General features: G+C 72.7%; 14 protein-coding genes. 4 read left to right on the forward strand and 10 right to left on the reverse strand.

Translation table 11 applies throughout. The annotated features are described in order from the left end of the window. Positions 1-61: 61 nt before the first annotated feature. The 3 genes from RH864_RS16330 to RH864_RS16340 form a co-directional block, all read right to left on the reverse strand. Positions 62-1,441, reverse strand: a complete 1,380-nt coding sequence (locus RH864_RS16330; protein ID WP_310518636.1) for an FAD-dependent oxidoreductase — start codon at positions 1,439-1,441, stop codon at positions 62-64. Beyond that, a complete protein-coding gene (locus RH864_RS16335; protein WP_310518637.1) occupies positions 1,441-2,562 on the reverse strand; it encodes a polyprenyl synthetase family protein in 1,122 nt (373 codons plus the stop codon). Before RH864_RS16335 ends, RH864_RS16330 begins: the two co-directional genes overlap by 1 nt. A gap of 81 nt (positions 2,563-2,643) precedes the next feature. Further along, positions 2,644-3,345, reverse strand: coding sequence for a demethylmenaquinone methyltransferase (locus RH864_RS16340; protein WP_310518638.1), 702 nt, complete (start codon positions 3,343-3,345; stop codon positions 2,644-2,646). 106 nt (positions 3,346-3,451) lie between these two features. On the opposite strand from RH864_RS16340, the gene RH864_RS16345 reads away from it, so the two are divergent. Continuing rightward, positions 3,452-3,733 carry a DUF427 domain-containing protein gene (locus tag RH864_RS16345; protein WP_310518639.1) on the forward strand — a complete coding sequence of 94 codons (282 nt, stop codon included), beginning with the start codon at positions 3,452-3,454 and terminating at the stop codon, positions 3,731-3,733. Between the two features lie 51 nt (positions 3,734-3,784). Continuing rightward, entirely contained in the window at positions 3,785-5,134 is a 1,350-nt protein-coding gene (locus RH864_RS16350) for an isochorismate synthase (RefSeq protein WP_310518640.1), read from the forward strand. Positions 5,135-5,261: 127 nt separating this feature from the next. On the opposite strand, the gene RH864_RS16355 is transcribed toward RH864_RS16350, so the two are convergent. From RH864_RS16355 to RH864_RS16365, 3 genes are all read right to left on the reverse strand, one after another. Next, a complete protein-coding gene (locus tag RH864_RS16355; RefSeq protein ID WP_310518641.1) occupies positions 5,262-6,119 on the reverse strand; it encodes a polyphosphate kinase 2 family protein in 858 nt (285 codons plus the stop codon). Positions 6,120-6,551: 432 nt separating this feature from the next. After that, entirely contained in the window at positions 6,552-8,654 is a 2,103-nt protein-coding gene (locus tag RH864_RS16360; RefSeq protein ID WP_310518642.1) for a thiamine pyrophosphate-binding protein, read from the reverse strand. A gap of 52 nt (positions 8,655-8,706) precedes the next feature. Then, on the reverse strand, positions 8,707-9,204 hold the full coding sequence (locus RH864_RS16365; protein ID WP_310518643.1) for a PLDc N-terminal domain-containing protein: 498 nt from the start codon (positions 9,202-9,204) through the stop codon (positions 8,707-8,709). Positions 9,205-9,350: 146 nt separating this feature from the next. Between RH864_RS16365 and RH864_RS16370 the strand changes: the two genes are divergently transcribed. Next, positions 9,351-9,629: a DUF4229 domain-containing protein gene (locus tag RH864_RS16370; RefSeq protein WP_310518644.1), complete on the forward strand. Its 279-nt coding sequence runs from the start codon at positions 9,351-9,353 to the stop codon at positions 9,627-9,629. A 39-nt stretch (positions 9,630-9,668) separates the two neighbouring features. Here the strand turns inward: RH864_RS16370 and RH864_RS16375 are convergent, their stop codons facing one another. From RH864_RS16375 to RH864_RS16385, 3 genes are all read right to left on the reverse strand, one after another. Continuing rightward, the gene (locus tag RH864_RS16375; protein WP_310518645.1) at positions 9,669-10,670 is read right to left on the reverse strand and encodes a 1,4-dihydroxy-2-naphthoate polyprenyltransferase; all 1,002 of its coding nucleotides are present in this window, start codon (positions 10,668-10,670) and stop codon (positions 9,669-9,671) included. A 129-nt stretch (positions 10,671-10,799) separates the two neighbouring features. After that, a complete protein-coding gene (locus RH864_RS16380; protein ID WP_310518646.1) occupies positions 10,800-12,026 on the reverse strand; it encodes an AMP-binding protein in 1,227 nt (408 codons plus the stop codon). Positions 12,027-12,038: 12 nt separating this feature from the next. Further along, positions 12,039-12,968, reverse strand: coding sequence for a 1,4-dihydroxy-2-naphthoyl-CoA synthase (locus RH864_RS16385; RefSeq protein ID WP_310518647.1), 930 nt, complete (start codon positions 12,966-12,968; stop codon positions 12,039-12,041). Between the two features lie 363 nt (positions 12,969-13,331). On the opposite strand from RH864_RS16385, the gene RH864_RS16390 reads away from it, so the two are divergent. Continuing rightward, a complete protein-coding gene (locus RH864_RS16390; protein ID WP_310518664.1) occupies positions 13,332-14,321 on the forward strand; it encodes an o-succinylbenzoate synthase in 990 nt (329 codons plus the stop codon). A gap of 410 nt (positions 14,322-14,731) precedes the next feature. Here the strand turns inward: RH864_RS16390 and ccsB are convergent, their stop codons facing one another. Continuing rightward, positions 14,732-15,823, reverse strand: a complete 1,092-nt coding sequence (ccsB, locus tag RH864_RS16395) for a c-type cytochrome biogenesis protein CcsB (RefSeq protein ID WP_396129996.1) — start codon at positions 15,821-15,823, stop codon at positions 14,732-14,734.

Raw genomic sequence — 15,823 nt, forward strand, 5'->3', positions numbered from 1 at the left:
GACATCCGTCTCACCGAAAGCTGTGGAGAACGCGCGCGCTCAGCGCGCTTACGACGCGCCCTCACACCTCGCCGCGCGAGATCTCCACCATGTCGTCGCGGGGCACGACCTTGATGCGCACGCGCCCCTCGCCCTCGCCGAGCGCCATCTCGTGCTCGTCGAGCCGGTGCCAGCCGTCGAGATCCGTCCAGCGGATGCCACGCGACTCGAGCAGCTCGATCACGCTCTCCTCCGACGGGGACTCGGGCGTCCACCAGTTGCCGAGGTCGTTGATGAGGTGCCGGATGGTCTCCATCGCGTCGGACTTGGTGTGCCCGATCAGCCCGACCGGGCCGCGCTTGATCCAGCCGGTCGCGTACACGCCGTACATCTGGCGGGTGTCGCCCGACTCCTTGTCGCGCACCATGACCTGGCCCTCGTGGTTGGGAATCACGCCGAACTTCTTGTCGAACGGCACGCCCGGAAGCGGCGACCCGAAGTAGCCGACGGCCCGGTACACGGCCTGCACCGGGATCTCGCGGATCTCACCGGTGCCGGTCACGCCGCCCTCGCCGTCGGGCGCCGTGCGCTCGTACCGGATCGCGCCGACCCGGCCCGTGCCGTCGTCGACGAGCTCGAGCGGCTTGGCGAAGAAGTGCAGGTGCAGCCGGCGCGACGCCTGGCCGGTCTCGCGCTGGCGCCACTGGTTCAGCACCTTGTCGATGACGAACACCTGCTTGTTGCCGGCCACGGCGGCCTTGGCCTGCTCGTCGTAGTCGAAGTCCTCGTCGTGCAGGATCATGTCGACGTCGCGCAGCTCGCCGAGCTCGCGCAGCTCGAGCGGCGTGAACTTCACCGACGTCGGCCCGCGGCGCCCGAACACGTGCACGTCGGTCACGGGCGACTGCTTGAGCCCCTCATACACGTTCGCCGGGATCTCGGTCGGCAACAGGTCTTCCGGGTGCTTGGCGAGCACGCGCGCCACGTCGAGCGCGACGTTGCCGTTGCCGATGACCGCGACCGACTGCGCGTCGAGCGGCCACTCGCGCGGGTAGTCGGGGTGCCCGTCGTACCAGCTGACGAAGTCGGCCGCGCCGTACGAGCCCTCGAGCTCGATGCCGGGCACCTTCAGGTCGGCGTCCTGAACGGCACCGGTCGCGAAGATGACGGCGTTGTAGTGCCGCTTCAGGTCGTCGAGCGTGAGGTCCTCGCCGAAGCGCACGTTGCCGAAGATGCGGATGTCGCCGCGGTCGAGCACCTCGCGGAGCGCCGTGATGATGCCCTTGATGCGCGGATGGTCGGGCGCGACGCCGTACCGCACGAGCCCGTAGGGCGCGGGCAGGTGATCGAACAGGTCGATCGAGACGTCGAAGTTCCGCTCGGCCTTCAGCAGGATGTCGGCGGCGTAGATGCCCGCCGGTCCGGCACCGACGATGGCGAGCCGCAGTTTGTTCCTCGTCACTAGCTTGATCTCTCCACGATGGTGTCGGCGAAGCGCGTGAGCGCCTTCTTCACGGGGCCGTCGGGCAACGGTGCGAGCGCGTCGACGGCGTCGCGCGCCCAGCGGTGCGCCTCGGCGAGCGTCGCGCGGGTGGCGTCGTGCTCGCGCAGCTCGGCGACGAGCGCATCGACCATCGCCGGTGACGGCACGATGCGGGAGGCCTGGGTGTTGGTGTCGTACGGGTCGCCGAGCGAGTCGGGGTCGGCGGGCATGACGTCGCGCTCGATGCGTTCGAGCAGCTTCGCCGACGAGGCATCCGTCTTGGCCAGCTCACGCAGCCGCAGCAGCGGCAGCGTGACGACGCCGGCCCGCAGGTCGGTGCCGGGCACCTTGCCGGTCTTCGCGGCGTCCGGCGACAGGTCGATGACGTCGTCGATGAGCTGGAAGGCGACGCCGATGCGCTCGCCGAACGTGACGATGGGCGTCTGGTACGCCGGGTCGGCGTTCGAGAAGACGATGCCCGACTGGGCGGCCGCGGCGATCAGCGATCCGGTCTTGTCGGCGAGCACCTGGATGTAGTGCGCGATCGGATCCTCGCCGCCCTGCGGGCCGACGGTCTCGTGCAACTGGCCGAGCACGAGTCGTTCGAACGTGTCGGCCTGCAGGCGGATCGCGCGTTCGCCGAGCCGAGCCATGAGCTGGCTGGCGCGCGCGAACAGCAGGTCGCCGGTGAGGATCGCGACCGAGTTGCCCCACACGGTCTGCGCGCTCGGTACGCCGCGGCGACGCTCCGACTCGTCCATGACGTCGTCGTGGTACAGGCTCGCGAGGTGCGTGATCTCGATCGCGGCGGCAGCGGTCACGACCTCGTCGGTCACGCCGTCGCCGAGTTGCGCGGTGAGCAGCGTGAGCATCGGGCGCACGCGCTTGCCGCCGGCGTCGAGCAGGTAACGAGCGGATGACCCGGCGATCGGATCGGCGAAACTGACCTCGCGCTCGAGCCCCGCCTCGACCTGCTCGAGCCCGGCGTCGATCGCCTTCGCCATCGCGCGGTCGGCGGCGGAGGCGAAGACCCGCTCGCTGAGCCCGAGATTGGCAGCGAGCGAGGAGCCGCGACGCGCGACCGGAAGGCTCGGATTCACGCCCACCAGCCTACCGGGGCCGCCGATGACCGGTCGCCGCGATGGCTCAGGGTTGAAGTACCCGGGCAGGTCGAGTAGCGATCAGGCCCTACGCGCGCGGTGCAGCGCGACGACCCCGAGCGTGAGGTTGCGCCACTGCACATCGTTCCAGCCGGCCTCGCGGATCCACGCGGCGAGCGTGCGCTGGTCGGGCCAGGCGTTGATCGACTCGTTGAGGTACTCGTAGGCCGTGTCGTTCGAGCTCGACAGCTTGACGAGCGGCGGCATGACGACCCGCTGGTAGAAGTCGTACCCGGCACGCACGAGCGCGGCGGGCGGGTGCGAGAACTCGCAGATGACGAGACGCCCGCCGGGCTTGGTCACGCGCAGGAACTCGGCGAGCGCCTGCTTGGGCTCGTTGACGTTGCGCAGCCCGAACGAGATCGTGACCGCGTCGAACGACTCGTCCTCGAACGGCAGCGCGGTCGCGTCGGCCTCGACGAACACGAGGTTCGGCACGTGCGCCTGGCGCGCGCGCCCGACCTCGATCATGCCGGGCGAGAAGTCCGCGGCGACGACCGATGCCCCCGACTTCGCGAGGCTCGCGCTCGAGGTGCCGGTGCCCGCGGCGACGTCGAGGATGCGCTCGCCGGGCTTCGGATCGACCGCCTTCGTCGTCGCGAGCCGCCAGAGCGGCGCATTGCCGACCGACAGCACCGTGTTCGTGCGGTCGTAGCCGGCCGCGACGCGATCGAACATCGCGGACACCTGCGAGGGGTCCTTGCCGAGGTCAGCGCGGGTCATCCTCCGAGTCTACGGCTCGGGGAATGCGCCGCCGGCGGGCACGGTTAACCCTCGTGAAGCGCTTCGCGCCATCCGGCCCGGGGCGTTCCCTACGGAAAGGACGCACATGAAGGCCATCTGGAACGGTGCCGTGCTCGCCGAGTCCGACGACACGGTCGTCGTCGAGGGCAACCACTACTTCCCGCGCGAGGCGCTCGACCCGCAGTTCTTCTCCCCGAGCGAGAACCACACGGTGTGCTCGTGGAAGGGCACCGCCGACTACCTACACGTCGAGGTCGACGGTCAGAGCAACCCGAACGCCGCGTGGTTCTACCCGACCCCGTTGGCCGCGGCGACCGAGATCACCGACCACGTCGCCTTCTGGCACGGCGTCGAGGTCGTCGACTGACGGCCTCGCCCGACGGCCGGGGTTCCCGGCTCGCGGACATAGGCTGATCCGGTGATCCCCAAGTCCGCGAGCCGCACACCCCCGGCGGCCGCTCCACGGCTCGTGGTGCGTACCGTCGCCATCGACGAGAACGAGCCGCTCATCCCCCGCACCGACCCGCGCAACCCCCTCGTGTGGATGCGCCGCGGCGAGGGCATCGTCGGGCTCGGCGAGGTGCTGCGCATCGAGTCGAGGGGCGCGTCGCGCATCGACGACGCCGCAGCCGCGTGGACCGAGCTCGCGGCGCGCGCCGATGTCGACGATCGCGTGGGCCTGCCGGGCACCGGCCTCGTGGCGTTCGGCACGTTCGCGTTCGCCGCGGCCTCGACCGCGACGAGCGTGCTCATCGTGCCCGAGCTGGTGCTCGGGCGGCGCGACGGCCGCGCCTGGGTCACCCGGATCACGCTCACCACGGGCGATCCGACGACGGATGTCTCAGACGGCACCGCCGACCCGACCATTCCCGAGCCCGCGCCGAAACGCAAGGTGCCGCGGGTCGCGTTCGCGCCCGGCAGCCTGCCGCCCGGCGCCTACGAGGCGGCCGTCGCCGAGGCGGTCCGCCGCATCGACGGCGGCGAGCCCGAGACGGCCGGCGCGCAGCAGAAGGCCAGCGCCCAGCAGAAGGCCAGCCCCCTGCAGAAGGTGGTCCTCGCGCGCCAGCTCGTGGGCCGGCTGGACGACGAGGCCGGCCTGCGCGCCACGATCCGCCAGCTCGCCGACGACTACCCCGACACGTGGGTGTTCGCGGTCGACGGCCTCATCGGGGCGAGTCCCGAGACGCTCGTGCGCGTCGACCACGGGCAGGTCTCGGCCCGCGTGCTGGCGGGCACGGCCGCACGGGGTGCCGGCGAGGCATCCGACCGCGACCGCGCCGCGGCCCTGCAGCAGTCACCGAAGGATCTCGCCGAGCACGCGCTCGCGGTCGCGAGCGCCGTGAAGCGGCTCGCGCCGCACACCGCGCGCCTCGACACGAGCCCCGAGCCGTTCACGCTGCAGCTGCCGAACCTCTGGCATCTCGCGACCGACCTGAAGGGCGTGCTCGGCGACGGGTCGAGCTCGCTCGACCTCGTGCGCGCCGTGCACCCGACCGCCGCGGTCGCCGGAACCCCTCGGCGCACCGCGATGTCGACGCTCGCCGAGCTCGAGGGCTTCGATCGGCGCCGCTACGCCGGACCCGTCGGCTGGGTCGACGGCGACGGCGACGGTGAGTGGGCGATCGCCCTGCGCTGCGCGCAGGTCGACGGCGACGGCACCGTCACGGCATATGCCGGATGCGGCATCGTGCATGACTCGGTGCCGGCCGACGAGCTCGCGGAGACCGAGATGAAGTTCCGCCCGATCATCGAGGCGTTCGGCGGCTGACGCCGTTCCACCCGCCCCACCGCTGGTCGAGCAGCGACGACACGAAGTGGCGACGCGTATCGAGACCCGGTCACCAGGTCTCGATACGCGTGCTCGTTTCTCGCGCGCTACTCGACCAGCGGGCGGCTCAGTTCTCGAGGAGTCGCGCGCGCTCGGCCGCGACGTCGAAGTCGGCGGGAGGCCAGTCGAGCCGCATGCCCTCGAGCACCGCGATCAGCAGCCGCGCGACCGCGAGCCGGGCGTACCACTTCCGGTCGGCGGGCACCACGTACCACGGCGCCCGGTCGGTCGATGTGCGCTCGATCGCCACCTGGTACGCCTCCTGGTAGGCCGGCCATTGCTCGCGCTCGTCGATGTCGCCCGGGTTGAACTTCCAGTGCTTGTCGGCCCGGTCGAGGCGCTTCAGGAGCCGGGCCTTCTGCTCGTCGTATGACACGTGCAGCATGACCTTCACGATCGACACGCCGTCTGCGACGAGCTCGTCTTCGAACTCGGCGATCGCGTCGTATCGCCGCTCGAGCTCGTCGGGCGAGGCGAGCTGCCGCACCCGGCCGATCAGCACGTCTTCGTAGTGGGAGCGGTCGAAGACGCCGATCATGCCGGCCTCGGGCACCTGCTTCCGGATGCGCCAGAGGAAGTCGTGCGCGAGCTCCTCGTCGGTGGGCTTCTTGAACGCCGCGAGCTGCACACCCTGCGGGTCGACCGACCCGACGACGTGCTTGACGACCCCGCCCTTGCCCGCGGTGTCCATGCCCTGCAGCACGAGCAGCACGCGCCGGCGATCGCCGGCCGCGCGGCTGTTCGCGAACAACAGCTCCTGCAGCTCGGCGAGCGACTCGGCGGTCTCGGCGAGCGCCGCCTCGCCCTCGGCCTTGCCGCCGTCGAAGCCTGGGTGCGCGTCGGCTCGGGCTGCGGCGAGCCGAAACCCGGGATACGCCCGCAGGAGCTCGACGGGATCCTCGGTCCAGTACGCGCCGTCGCTCATGCCGACAGGCTACTCGCTGCATACCGCGACCCGTCCCACCTGTCCTTGCTCAGGAACGCTGGGTGGGCGCACGGCGTGTCGGTGCCCGACACGCCGCGGGTGGCACCCACCTTCCTGAGCAAGGGATCGGCGAGGCGGCGGCACCTCACCGCGCGGCTGGCCACGACCTCACCGGCGCGGCCGCAGCGTGCCACGGCTCGCGCGGGGAGCACGACCTCCCACATCTCCTTGTTCAGGAAGCTCGAGCGAGCCGGTGGCGTGTCGGTGCCCGACACGCCGCACTTCACCCCGATCTTCCTGAGCAAGGAAGGGGGAACAAGGAACGGGCGGGAACGCCACGCGGGCAGCGCGGCAACGCGGGCAGCGCGTCAGCAGCGACCCAGCGCGGACAGCGCGGCAGGGGCGAGCGGATGCCTCGGCTCGAGGCCGCGCTCAGCGCGGCAGCGGCACCTCGAGCAGCGCCGGTTCGGTCACGGCCGTGCCGAGCGCCTCGTCGAGCTCGCCGCGCGTCGCGGCACGCGAATAGCTCCAGCCGTACGCCCGCGCGAGCGCCTCGAGGTCGACCCGCTGCGGCGTGAACTGCACACGGTCGAACGCGTCAGCGGGTGCGGTGCCCGCGACCTCGAGCGCGTCGAAGATGCTGCCGCCGCCGTCGTTGCCGACGATGAGCTGCACACGCGGCCGTGCCTCGCCTTCACCGAGCAGCAGCGAACCCGCGTCGTGCAGCAGCGCGAGGTCACCCACGAGTGCCCGCGTGACGCCCGGCTTCGCGTCGGGCGCCTGCTGGCTCGCGATCGCGACGCCGAGGGTCGTGGCCACGGTGCCGTCGATGCCCGCGAGTCCGCGGTTCGCGTGCACCCGGATGCGTCGTCCCGGCACGACCTTGTCGGCGTCGCGGATGAGCCGCGACGACGCGAACACGAGCCGGTCGTGCGGCCAGGTCGCCGCCCACAGCGCCTCGACCAGCATGCGGCGTGAGACGGGCTCGCGGACCCGCGCGAGCTGCGCCTTCAGGTATGCGCGCTGTGCGGCGAAGTCGGAGACGTGCCCGGTCTCGTCGATGCCGTCACGCACGGCGTCGGCCGACGGCGACGCGTCGTCGAGGAGCATCCGGCTCGCGCGCACCCACCGGCCGGTCCACGCACGCTCCTCGGCCGTGGGCTCGTGCGGCTCGGCGCGCACCGCGCGCTCGAAGCGGCGTACCCGGCGGCCAGGGTTGAACCACTCGATGCCCGAGGGGGCGACGACGATCGTCTCGACGTCGTCGCGCTGCACCAGCGCGGGCACCTCGCGCGAGAGCGTGGGGTGCCCGAACACGACGACGCGCTGCACCTCGTCGCCGAACCCGGGCTCGCGCAGGAGCTCGCGATACGCGACGACGAGGTTCGGGCCGAAGCGGGCTCCGCTCGAGACCTCGGCCGCGAGCGGCCAGCCGCCCGCGCGTGCGAAGGCCTCCGCGCCCTCGCCCGCGCCGGCTCCGGCCACGACGAGTGTGCGCGGACCCGGGGCGATCAGCGCGCCCGAGGCTGGCGCATCGTCCGGCGCGGTGACGCCGATCGGGCGGCCCGTCGGCGTCACGGCGGGCTCAGCCGTCCGCCCGGCTGATGCGAGGGCAGCGAGCCGATCGGTCACGCTCGGCCGAGCGGGCACGCCGGCAGATCCAGGCTCGGAGGGCCCGGTCGGCGCCGGCGGCCAGGTCGTCGTCGCGGCTGGCATGACGCGGGTCTCGTCCGGGACTGACCCGATGCTCGGCGAGCCCGCGCCGGCATCCGCGGTCGAGCCCCCGCCCGAGGCATCCGCCGCGCCTTCGCCCGAGGCATCCGTCGCCCCGCTTTCGCCCGAGGCATCCGCCATCGTGCCTGCCCCCGCGGCATCTGCCCCCAGCAGGCCGCCCCGCTCCGGCGACCCGGCCCACTCGGCCAGCTCGGCGCGCCGCGCCTCGACCGCAGCCCGGTCGACCGTCACCGGCGCGGAGAGCGGCTCGCGGAGTTGCAGGTTCAGGTGCACGGGCCCGGGCCCGGGGTGCGCGATCGGCTCGCCGCGGTCGTCGACGCCCATGGCCGCGTCGGCGGCTCGGTGCGCGAGCCGCACGGCGGCATCGGCCGCGTCGTCGGACGGGGCGGCGGCGTCGCACTCGTACCGCACCGCGCCCGCGAAGATGCCCGGCTGCATGGTCGTCTGGTTGGAGCGGATGCCGCGCAACTCGGCGGGACGATCGGCCGTGAGCGCGATCAGCGGCACGCCCGTGTGATGGGCCTCGAGAATGGCCGGGTGCAGGTTCGCGACCGCGGTGCCCGAGGTCGTGATCACGAGTGCCGGCCGCCCGGACTCGACGCCGAGTCCGAGCGCCAGGAAGCCCGCGCCCCGCTCATCGATCCGCACGTGCAGGCGGACGAGGCCCGCGCGCTCCAGCTCGGCGGCCGCGAGCGCGAGGGCCTGCGAGCGCGAACCGGGCGACACGACGACATCGGTCACGCCGAGCGCGACGAACTCGGCGAGCAGCGCGAGCGAGAAGGTGCTGGCCCGCGAAGACATGCTCGCCGGGGAATGCGGGCTCGCTGCCGATTCGGGGGGCCGGTGGTCCGGCTCAGCCATTCGGCCGGCCGGTCGTGCCGTTGTCTCCGGGGTCGGGCCGGTCCGGACGGTGCGGCGTTCCGCCGGACGGTCCCGATTCCGGATGCCCCGGGCCGGGCATCGACCCACCGGGCGGCTGCTCGTCGGGTGCGTCTGGATGGTCGATCGTCTCGTCGAGCTCGACGTCGAGGTCGGCGAGCTCCTGCTCGAGCCGGCGGATGCGCTCCTCCTGCTCGGCGTCGCGGTCGAGTCTGCGGAGGAAGTCGCTGTCGTCGTCGGGGGCCACGGGAGCGCCGCGGCCGCCGCCCGAACGGACCGAGCGCGTCGCACGACCCCGGCCGATGACGAACCAGAGCACGGCGCCGATGACCGGCACCACGAGGATCACCACGATCCACCAGGCGCGCGAGAGACCGCGGATACGCAGCCTGTCGAACAGTGCGCAGTCCACCACGGCGTAGATCATGAAGACCACGGCCGCGACCACCAGGGGGATGGCGAGCCTGACCATGCCCCGAGTATAGGCATGTCCGGATCACGGTCGGCTGGGAGCGGCCCGGGCTTGACGTGGGGCGGATTGCCGTCCGGTGGTTTCGGATGGCCGGGCGGTGCCGGCCGGTTGAGGGCACGTTCAGGCGGCCTGCCTACACTGGCAGAGTGAAATCCGTCCCGGTCTGGCTGAAGTACACGGTGCTTCGCGTGCTCCTGTTCGCGGTGCCGTTCGCGGTGCTCATGATCGCCGGCGTGACCTGGTGGATCTCCGCGCTCGTGGCTGCGCTCTTCGGCCTCGCCGCATCGGCGGTGTTCCTGCGCGGATCACGAGACGAGATGTCACGGAACCTGTACGCCGCCCGGCACCGTGAGGAGCCCGCGCCGACGCTCGACGCCGACGCCGAGGACGCCGCGGTCGACGCGCGCGAGCGCCCGGCCGACTGAGCGCCGACGGCGCACGCGTCGTGAGACCCGAACCCGGGTTCAGAGCGCGAAAACCAGCCCGAGCCCGACGCCGTAGACGAGTGCGGTCAGGCTCGCGAGCTGCAGCGCGGTGATCAGCTCGCGCGGCGTGCGGCCCCAGATCACGATGATGCAGGCGGGCACCGCGGCCAGTAGCGCGAAGAACAGCAGCGCCGCCGTCGGGTAGAGCAGGGTCCAGAACCCGACGAGCCCGAACGGCACGAGCATGAAGACGGCGAACAGGATGCGCCCCGCGAGCGGGCCGACGAGCACCGCGAGCGTGCGCTTGCCCGCCACCTTGTCTTGAGCGACGTCGCGCAGGTTGTTCGCCATCAGCACGGCGCACGCGAGCAGGCCGACGCCGACTCCGCCCAGCCAGGCCTCGAGGTTCACCCAGCGCGACTGCACGAACGCGGACCCGGCGGTCGCGACGATGCCGAAGAAGACGAAGACGAACAGCTCGCCGAAGCCGAAGTAGCCGTAGGGTCGCTTGCCGCCCGTGTAGAACCAGGCCGCCACGATCGCGGCCGCCCCGACCGCGAGGAACCACCACTCCTGCATCATGATCGTGAGCACGAGCCCGGCGAGCGCGGCGAGCGCGAAGAACGCGAGCGCGACCGCGAGCACGTGCCTGGGGTTCACCACTCCCGAGCCCGTGAGGCGGGCCGGACCGACCCGGTACTCGTCGGTGCCGCGCACACCGTCGGAGTAGTCGTTGGCGTAGTTCACGCCGATCTGCAGCGCGAGCGCGACGATGAGCGCGAGCAGGGCGCGCACGGGGTACCAGTTGGCGTCGGGGATCGCGACGGCCCCGGCGCCCGTGCCGAGCGCGACGGGCGCGATCGCGAGCGGCAGGGTGCGCAGACGCGCCCCCGAGATCCAGTCGGCCGCGGTCACCGGGCCGCGCGCGACCTTCGGCGTGACCCCGGCTTTGGCCGGATTGCCTGAGCGCCCGCGCGTACGCGCGCCGCGATTCGGCTCGCGGTCGCGGTCGGAGCTCTTCGTCGTCTTCGGGGGTGCCACCTGGCCATGGTAACGACCCGGCGTGCCGGCCGGGTCACGCGTGCCGGCCGGGTCACGCGAGAGGTGCACACCCCAACGCAGGTCGTGCATCGACCCCGTACGGTGCAGCTGAGAACCCACCAGAATATATTAGCACTCGCGGATCCGATTCGCGATCGCGCGGCGATCGGGTTTGCCCGACGCGAGCATCGGCATCGCGTCGAGCGAGGCGAACCGCACCGGCCGGCCGGCCGGCGGCAGCCCCGCGGCGTCGGTCACCTCGGCCAGTGTCTCGAGCGAGACGGATGTCCCGGCCGCCGCGACCGCGACCCGCTGCCCCCACTCGGGGTCCTCGACCGCGACGACCACGGCCTGCTCGAGCCCCGGCAGCGCGCGCACCGCGCGCTCGACCTCGTGCAGCGCGACCTTCACCCCGCCCGAGATGATCTGGTCGTCGGCGCGGCCCCGGATGCGGAGCGCCCCCTGCCCGTCCAGCTCGCCGAGGTCCCCCGTGCGATACCACCGCACGCCGTCGGGATCGACCACGAACGCGCTGGCCGTACGCGCGGCGTCACCGAGATACCCGTCGGCGAGCGTCCGGCCGGCGAGCTCCACGATGCCGTCTTCGGCGATACGGACCCGCACGCCCGGAAGGGCGTCTGCCTCGTAGACGCATCCGCCCGCCGTCTCGCTCGAGCCGTACGTCCGCACGAGCCGAACCCCCAGCTCGGCCGCCGCCACCCGCAGCGGCTCGGCGAGCGCCTGCCCGCCCACGAGGACCGCCGCGTAGGCGCGGAGCGCCTGCGCCACGGGGTGACCGGCGTCGCCGCCCGCGGCCTCGACGAGCCGCGCGAGCTGCACCGGCACGAGCGAGGTGTACCGCGGCAGGTCGTCGCCGGCATGCCTCAGCCGGTCGGTCGCGGCGAGGAACGACTCGGCCCCGAAGTGCGCGTGGCCGCCGGCGCCGAGCACGACCGGCGCAGTGCCGGCGACGATCGAGCGCACGAGCACCTGCGCGCCGGCGATGTAGTGCGCGGGCAGCGCGAGCAGCCAGCGGCCGTGCCCGCCGAGACGCTCGGCGGTCGCGTCGGCGCTCGCCGTGAGGGCGTCGGCCGAGAGCAGCACTCGCTTCGGGGCATCCGTCGACCCGCTCGTCTCGACGACGAGCGCGACCCCGTCGTCGACCGGGATGTCGGCCGCCGCGGCGGCCGCGCCCGCGTCCCCACCCACGCCCGCGTCCCCACCCGCGCCCGCGTCCCCGCCCGCGCCCGCGCCCGCGGCCGTCGGCCAGACCGCGGGTCCGCCTGCGAGCGCCGCGCGAATCCCCGCGGTCACCGCGGCGACGTCGGCCGCCGGGACCCGCAGCACGCGTTTCATCGGATCATCCGATCAGAAGTGCCACGGGTGCGGCCCCCAGTCGGGCGCGCGCTTCTCGAGGAACGCGTCCCGCCCCTCGACCGCCTCGTCGGTGCCGTACGCGAGCCGCGTGGCCTCGCCCGCGAACACCTGCTGGCCGACCAGCCCGTCGTCCACGGCGTTGAACGCGAACTTCAGCATGCGGATCGCCGTCGGCGACTTGGTCAGGATCGTGCGTGCCATCGCGATCGCCTCACGCTCGAGGTCGGCGTGCGGCACCACGCGGTTGACCGCACCCATCTCGTACGCGCGCTCGGCGCTGTACTCCTCGGCGAGGAAGAACACCTCACGCGCGAGCTTCTGCCCGATCTGGCGCGCGAAGTACGCCGAGCCGTACCCGGCGTCGAAGCTGCCCACGTCGGCGTCGGTCTGCTTGAACCGGCCGTGCTCACGGCTCGCGATCGTCAGGTCGGCGACCACGTGCAGCGAGTGCCCGCCGCCCGCCGCCCACCCGGGCACGACCGCGATGACGACCTTCGGCATGAAGCGGATGAGCCGCTGCACCTCGAGGATGTGGAGGCGCCCGAGCGCGGCGTGCGAAGCGCCGTCGGCGCCGTCGTCGACCAGCCCCGTCTCGGCGTCGGAGTACCGGTAGCCGTCGCGCCCGCGGATCCGCTGGTCGCCACCCGAGCAGAACGCCCAGCCGCCGTCCTTCGCGCTCGGACCGTTGCCCGTCAGCAGCACGACCCCGATGCGCGGGTTCGTGCGCGCGTCCTCGAGCGCGCGGAACAGCTCGTCGACGGTGTGCGGCCGGAACGCGTTGCGCACCTCGGGCCGGTCGAACGCGACGCGCGCGATGCGCCCGTCGCGCGAGTGGTGATAGGTGACATCGGTGAAGGATGCCCCGGCCGGAGCCTGCTCCCACTCGCTCGCGTCGAACAGTTCGGACACCTCGTCAGCCATCCCCCCACCCTATTCCGCCCCGCTCGCCCAGCCCGGCCCGCACCGGCGCTGGCGCGCGCAGCGCCATGGAAGTCGAAAAGTGGGTCGGCGCACGTGCAGGACGGCCTTCCAACCCACCGCCCGGCCGCATGCCCACTTTCGGCAGCATCGCGAAGGGGCGCCACGGCGGGCGGGGGCCGCCGGGCGTGGGCGGGCCGGCATCGTTGGTCGCGTAGCGAGCGACGAAGGAGCACGCGTATCGAGACCCGGTGACGAGACTCGGCAGCGCCGGTCGCGAGGTCTCGATTCGCTCGCTGGCGCTCACTACCCGACGAACGGCCGGCGGGTGGCGCGGGCGGATGCCACGATGGGGGGATGCACGAGATGGCGCTGCCGGCACTCCGCGACCTGACCGAGACCGCGCGGGTGGTGGCGCTGCCGCTCGTGACCCGCTTCCGCGGCATCGACGTGCGCGAGGCGCTGCTGTTCGAGGGGCCCGAAGGCTGGACCGAGTTCTCGCCGTTCGCCGAATACGACGACGACGAGGCATCCGCCTGGCTCGAAGCCGCCATCGACTACGCGTGGCGGCCGACGCCGCCCGCGCTGCGAGACCGCATCCGCGTGAACGCGACCGTGCCCGCGGTCGATGCCGACAGTGTGGCCGCGGTGCTCGACCGGTTCCCGGGCTGCCGCACGGCGAAGGTGAAGGTCGCCATGGGCGACCAGACGCTCGCGCAGGACATCGCGCGCGTGCGCGCGGTGCGCGAGGTGCTCGGGCCCGAGGGGCGCGTGCGGCTCGACGCGAACGGCGGCTGGAACGTCGACGAGGCCGAGCACGCGATCCACGCGCTTGCGGAGTTCGACCTCGAGTACGTCGAACAGCCGTGCGCGAGCCTCGCCGAGCTCGCCGAGATCGGGATCCGCACCGCGTACATGGGCATCCCGATCGCGGCGGATGAGAGCGTGCGCCGGGCGTCCGACCCGCTCGCGGTCGCCGAGGCCGGCGCGGCCGACCTGCTCGTGATCAAGGCGCAGCCGCTCGGCGGCATCCGCCGGGCGCTCTCGATCGTCGAGCAGGCCGGGCTGCCCGTGAACGTCTCGAGCGCGCTCGACACGAGCGTCGGCCTCGCGATGGGCGCCGCGCTCGCGGCGGCCGTGCCGTCACTCGAGTACGACTGCGGGCTCGGCACCGCGTCATTGCTGGCGGCGGATGTCTCGCGCGATCCGCTCGTTCCCGAAGACGGTTCGGTCCCCGTCCGCCGCGTGCTGCCCGACCCGGCCCTGCTCGACCGCGCCGCGGCCGACGCCGACCGCACGGCCTGGTGGCTCGCCCGTCTCGAACGCTGCTACGCCCTCCTCGCCGCGCGCCCCTGACGACCGCCGCGCGGCCCCGGGCGCACCGCGCCGGCCCGGCGCACCGCGCCAGCCCCGACGTACTGCGCCAGCCCGGACGTACTGCGCCAACCCCACCCAACCGCGCCACCCCGACCAACCGCACCAACCCCGACGTACTGCGCCAGCCCCGACGGTCGCGCCGGGCGCTATCCGTCGCCGGTGGCGCGGCGAACCGAACGTGGCGCGCTCAGCGCGCGAGCCAGCAGTGCGGGCCAGCCGCGAAGGACTGCGCCAGCCCGACCCCACCACGCCAGCCCCGACGTACTGCGCCAGCGCCAACCGTCGCGCCGGGCGCTATCCGTCGCCGGTGGCGCGGCCGACCGAACCTGGCGCTGCGCGCGCACGCCAGCGGTGAACCCGCGGAACGCGCAGCCACGCGGCCTGACAGCCTACAGGCCCGAGTAGGCGTGCAGGCCCTTGAAGAACAGGTTGACCACGGTGAAGTTGAACAGCACCGTCGAGAAGCCGATGATGGCGAGCCACGCCGAACGCGACCCGCGCCAGCCGCGCGTCGCACGCGCGTGGATGTACCCGGCGTAGACGACCCAGATGATGAACGTCCACACCTCTTTGGTGTCCCAGCCCCAATAGCGGCCCCAGGCCTTCTCGGCCCAGATGGCGCCGGCGATGAGCGTGAATGTCCACATGATGAAGCCGATGATGTTCAGCCGGTAGGCGAGGTTCTCGAGCGACTTCGCGCTCGGCAGCGTCGCGAGGAACGAGCGCTTCACCGCTTCAGCCGACGCGGCGAGCGACTCGCGCCGGGCCTGCATGAGCTGCACGACCGACAGCGCGAACCCGAGCGCGAAGAACCCGACCGACGCGGTCGCCACGAACACGTGGATGATCAGCCAGGCCGACTGCAGGGCCGGTGGCAGCGGGATGACGCTTACATAGAAGTTCACGGTGGCGACGCCGAGCAGCACGAGCACGAGCCCCGACACGAACGTGCCGAGGAAGCGCAGGTCCTGCTTCGAGAGGATCAGCACGACGAGGAACACCGTGGTCACAAGCAGTGTGCCCGTGAGCGCGAACTCGTACATGTTCGCCCACGGCACGCGCTCGGCGGCGATGCCGCGCAGGATCGCGCCGGCGAGGTGCAGCAGCCATGCCACGACCGTCATGGCGACCGCGACCCGCAGCACCGGCGAGCGCCCGTAGTCGACGGTCGCGCCGTGGTCGGTCGCCCGCTGCCAGCGCGAGGGCCGCGACGAGCCGGCGTCCACGCCGTCGACCGCGCCCGACCGGGCGACACCTGCGGCGTCACGCGCGCTGCGCGCCGCCGTCGCGGCCTGCAGCGCACCAACGCGCTCGGGTTCGGCGTCGGCCGCGAGCGCGGCCTCGGCCGAGGCATCCGCCGCCCGTGCCGCAGCACCACCGCGCTTGGCGAGGTCGATCGCGTACGCGATGAACGCGATCGCGTACACGGCCATCGCCGAGTACACGCAGAGGATCGAGATCTCATCGAGCGTGAACGTCAC

The sequence above is a fragment of the Agromyces aerolatus genome (genome assembly GCF_031432255.1).
Classification (GTDB): domain Bacteria; phylum Actinomycetota; class Actinomycetes; order Actinomycetales; family Microbacteriaceae; genus Agromyces.

Coding starts and splice junctions, on each gene's coding strand:
- RH864_RS16340 (WP_310518638.1), bottom strand. CDS start 3,345: ATGACCCGCGCTGACCTCGGCAAGGACCCCTCGCAGGTGTCCGCGATG.
- RH864_RS16345 (WP_310518639.1), top strand. CDS start 3,452: ATGAAGGCCATCTGGAACGGTGCCGTGCTCGCCGAGTCCGACGACACG.
- RH864_RS16355 (WP_310518641.1), bottom strand. CDS start 6,119: ATGAGCGACGGCGCGTACTGGACCGAGGATCCCGTCGAGCTCCTGCGG.
- RH864_RS16360 (WP_310518642.1), bottom strand. CDS start 8,654: ATGTCTTCGCGGGCCAGCACCTTCTCGCTCGCGCTGCTCGCCGAGTTC.
- RH864_RS16365 (WP_310518643.1), bottom strand. CDS start 9,204: ATGGTCAGGCTCGCCATCCCCCTGGTGGTCGCGGCCGTGGTCTTCATG.
- RH864_RS16380 (WP_310518646.1), bottom strand. CDS start 12,026: ATGAAACGCGTGCTGCGGGTCCCGGCGGCCGACGTCGCCGCGGTGACC.
- RH864_RS16385 (WP_310518647.1), bottom strand. CDS start 12,968: ATGGCTGACGAGGTGTCCGAACTGTTCGACGCGAGCGAGTGGGAGCAG.
- RH864_RS16390 (WP_310518664.1), top strand. CDS start 13,332: ATGGCGCTGCCGGCACTCCGCGACCTGACCGAGACCGCGCGGGTGGTG.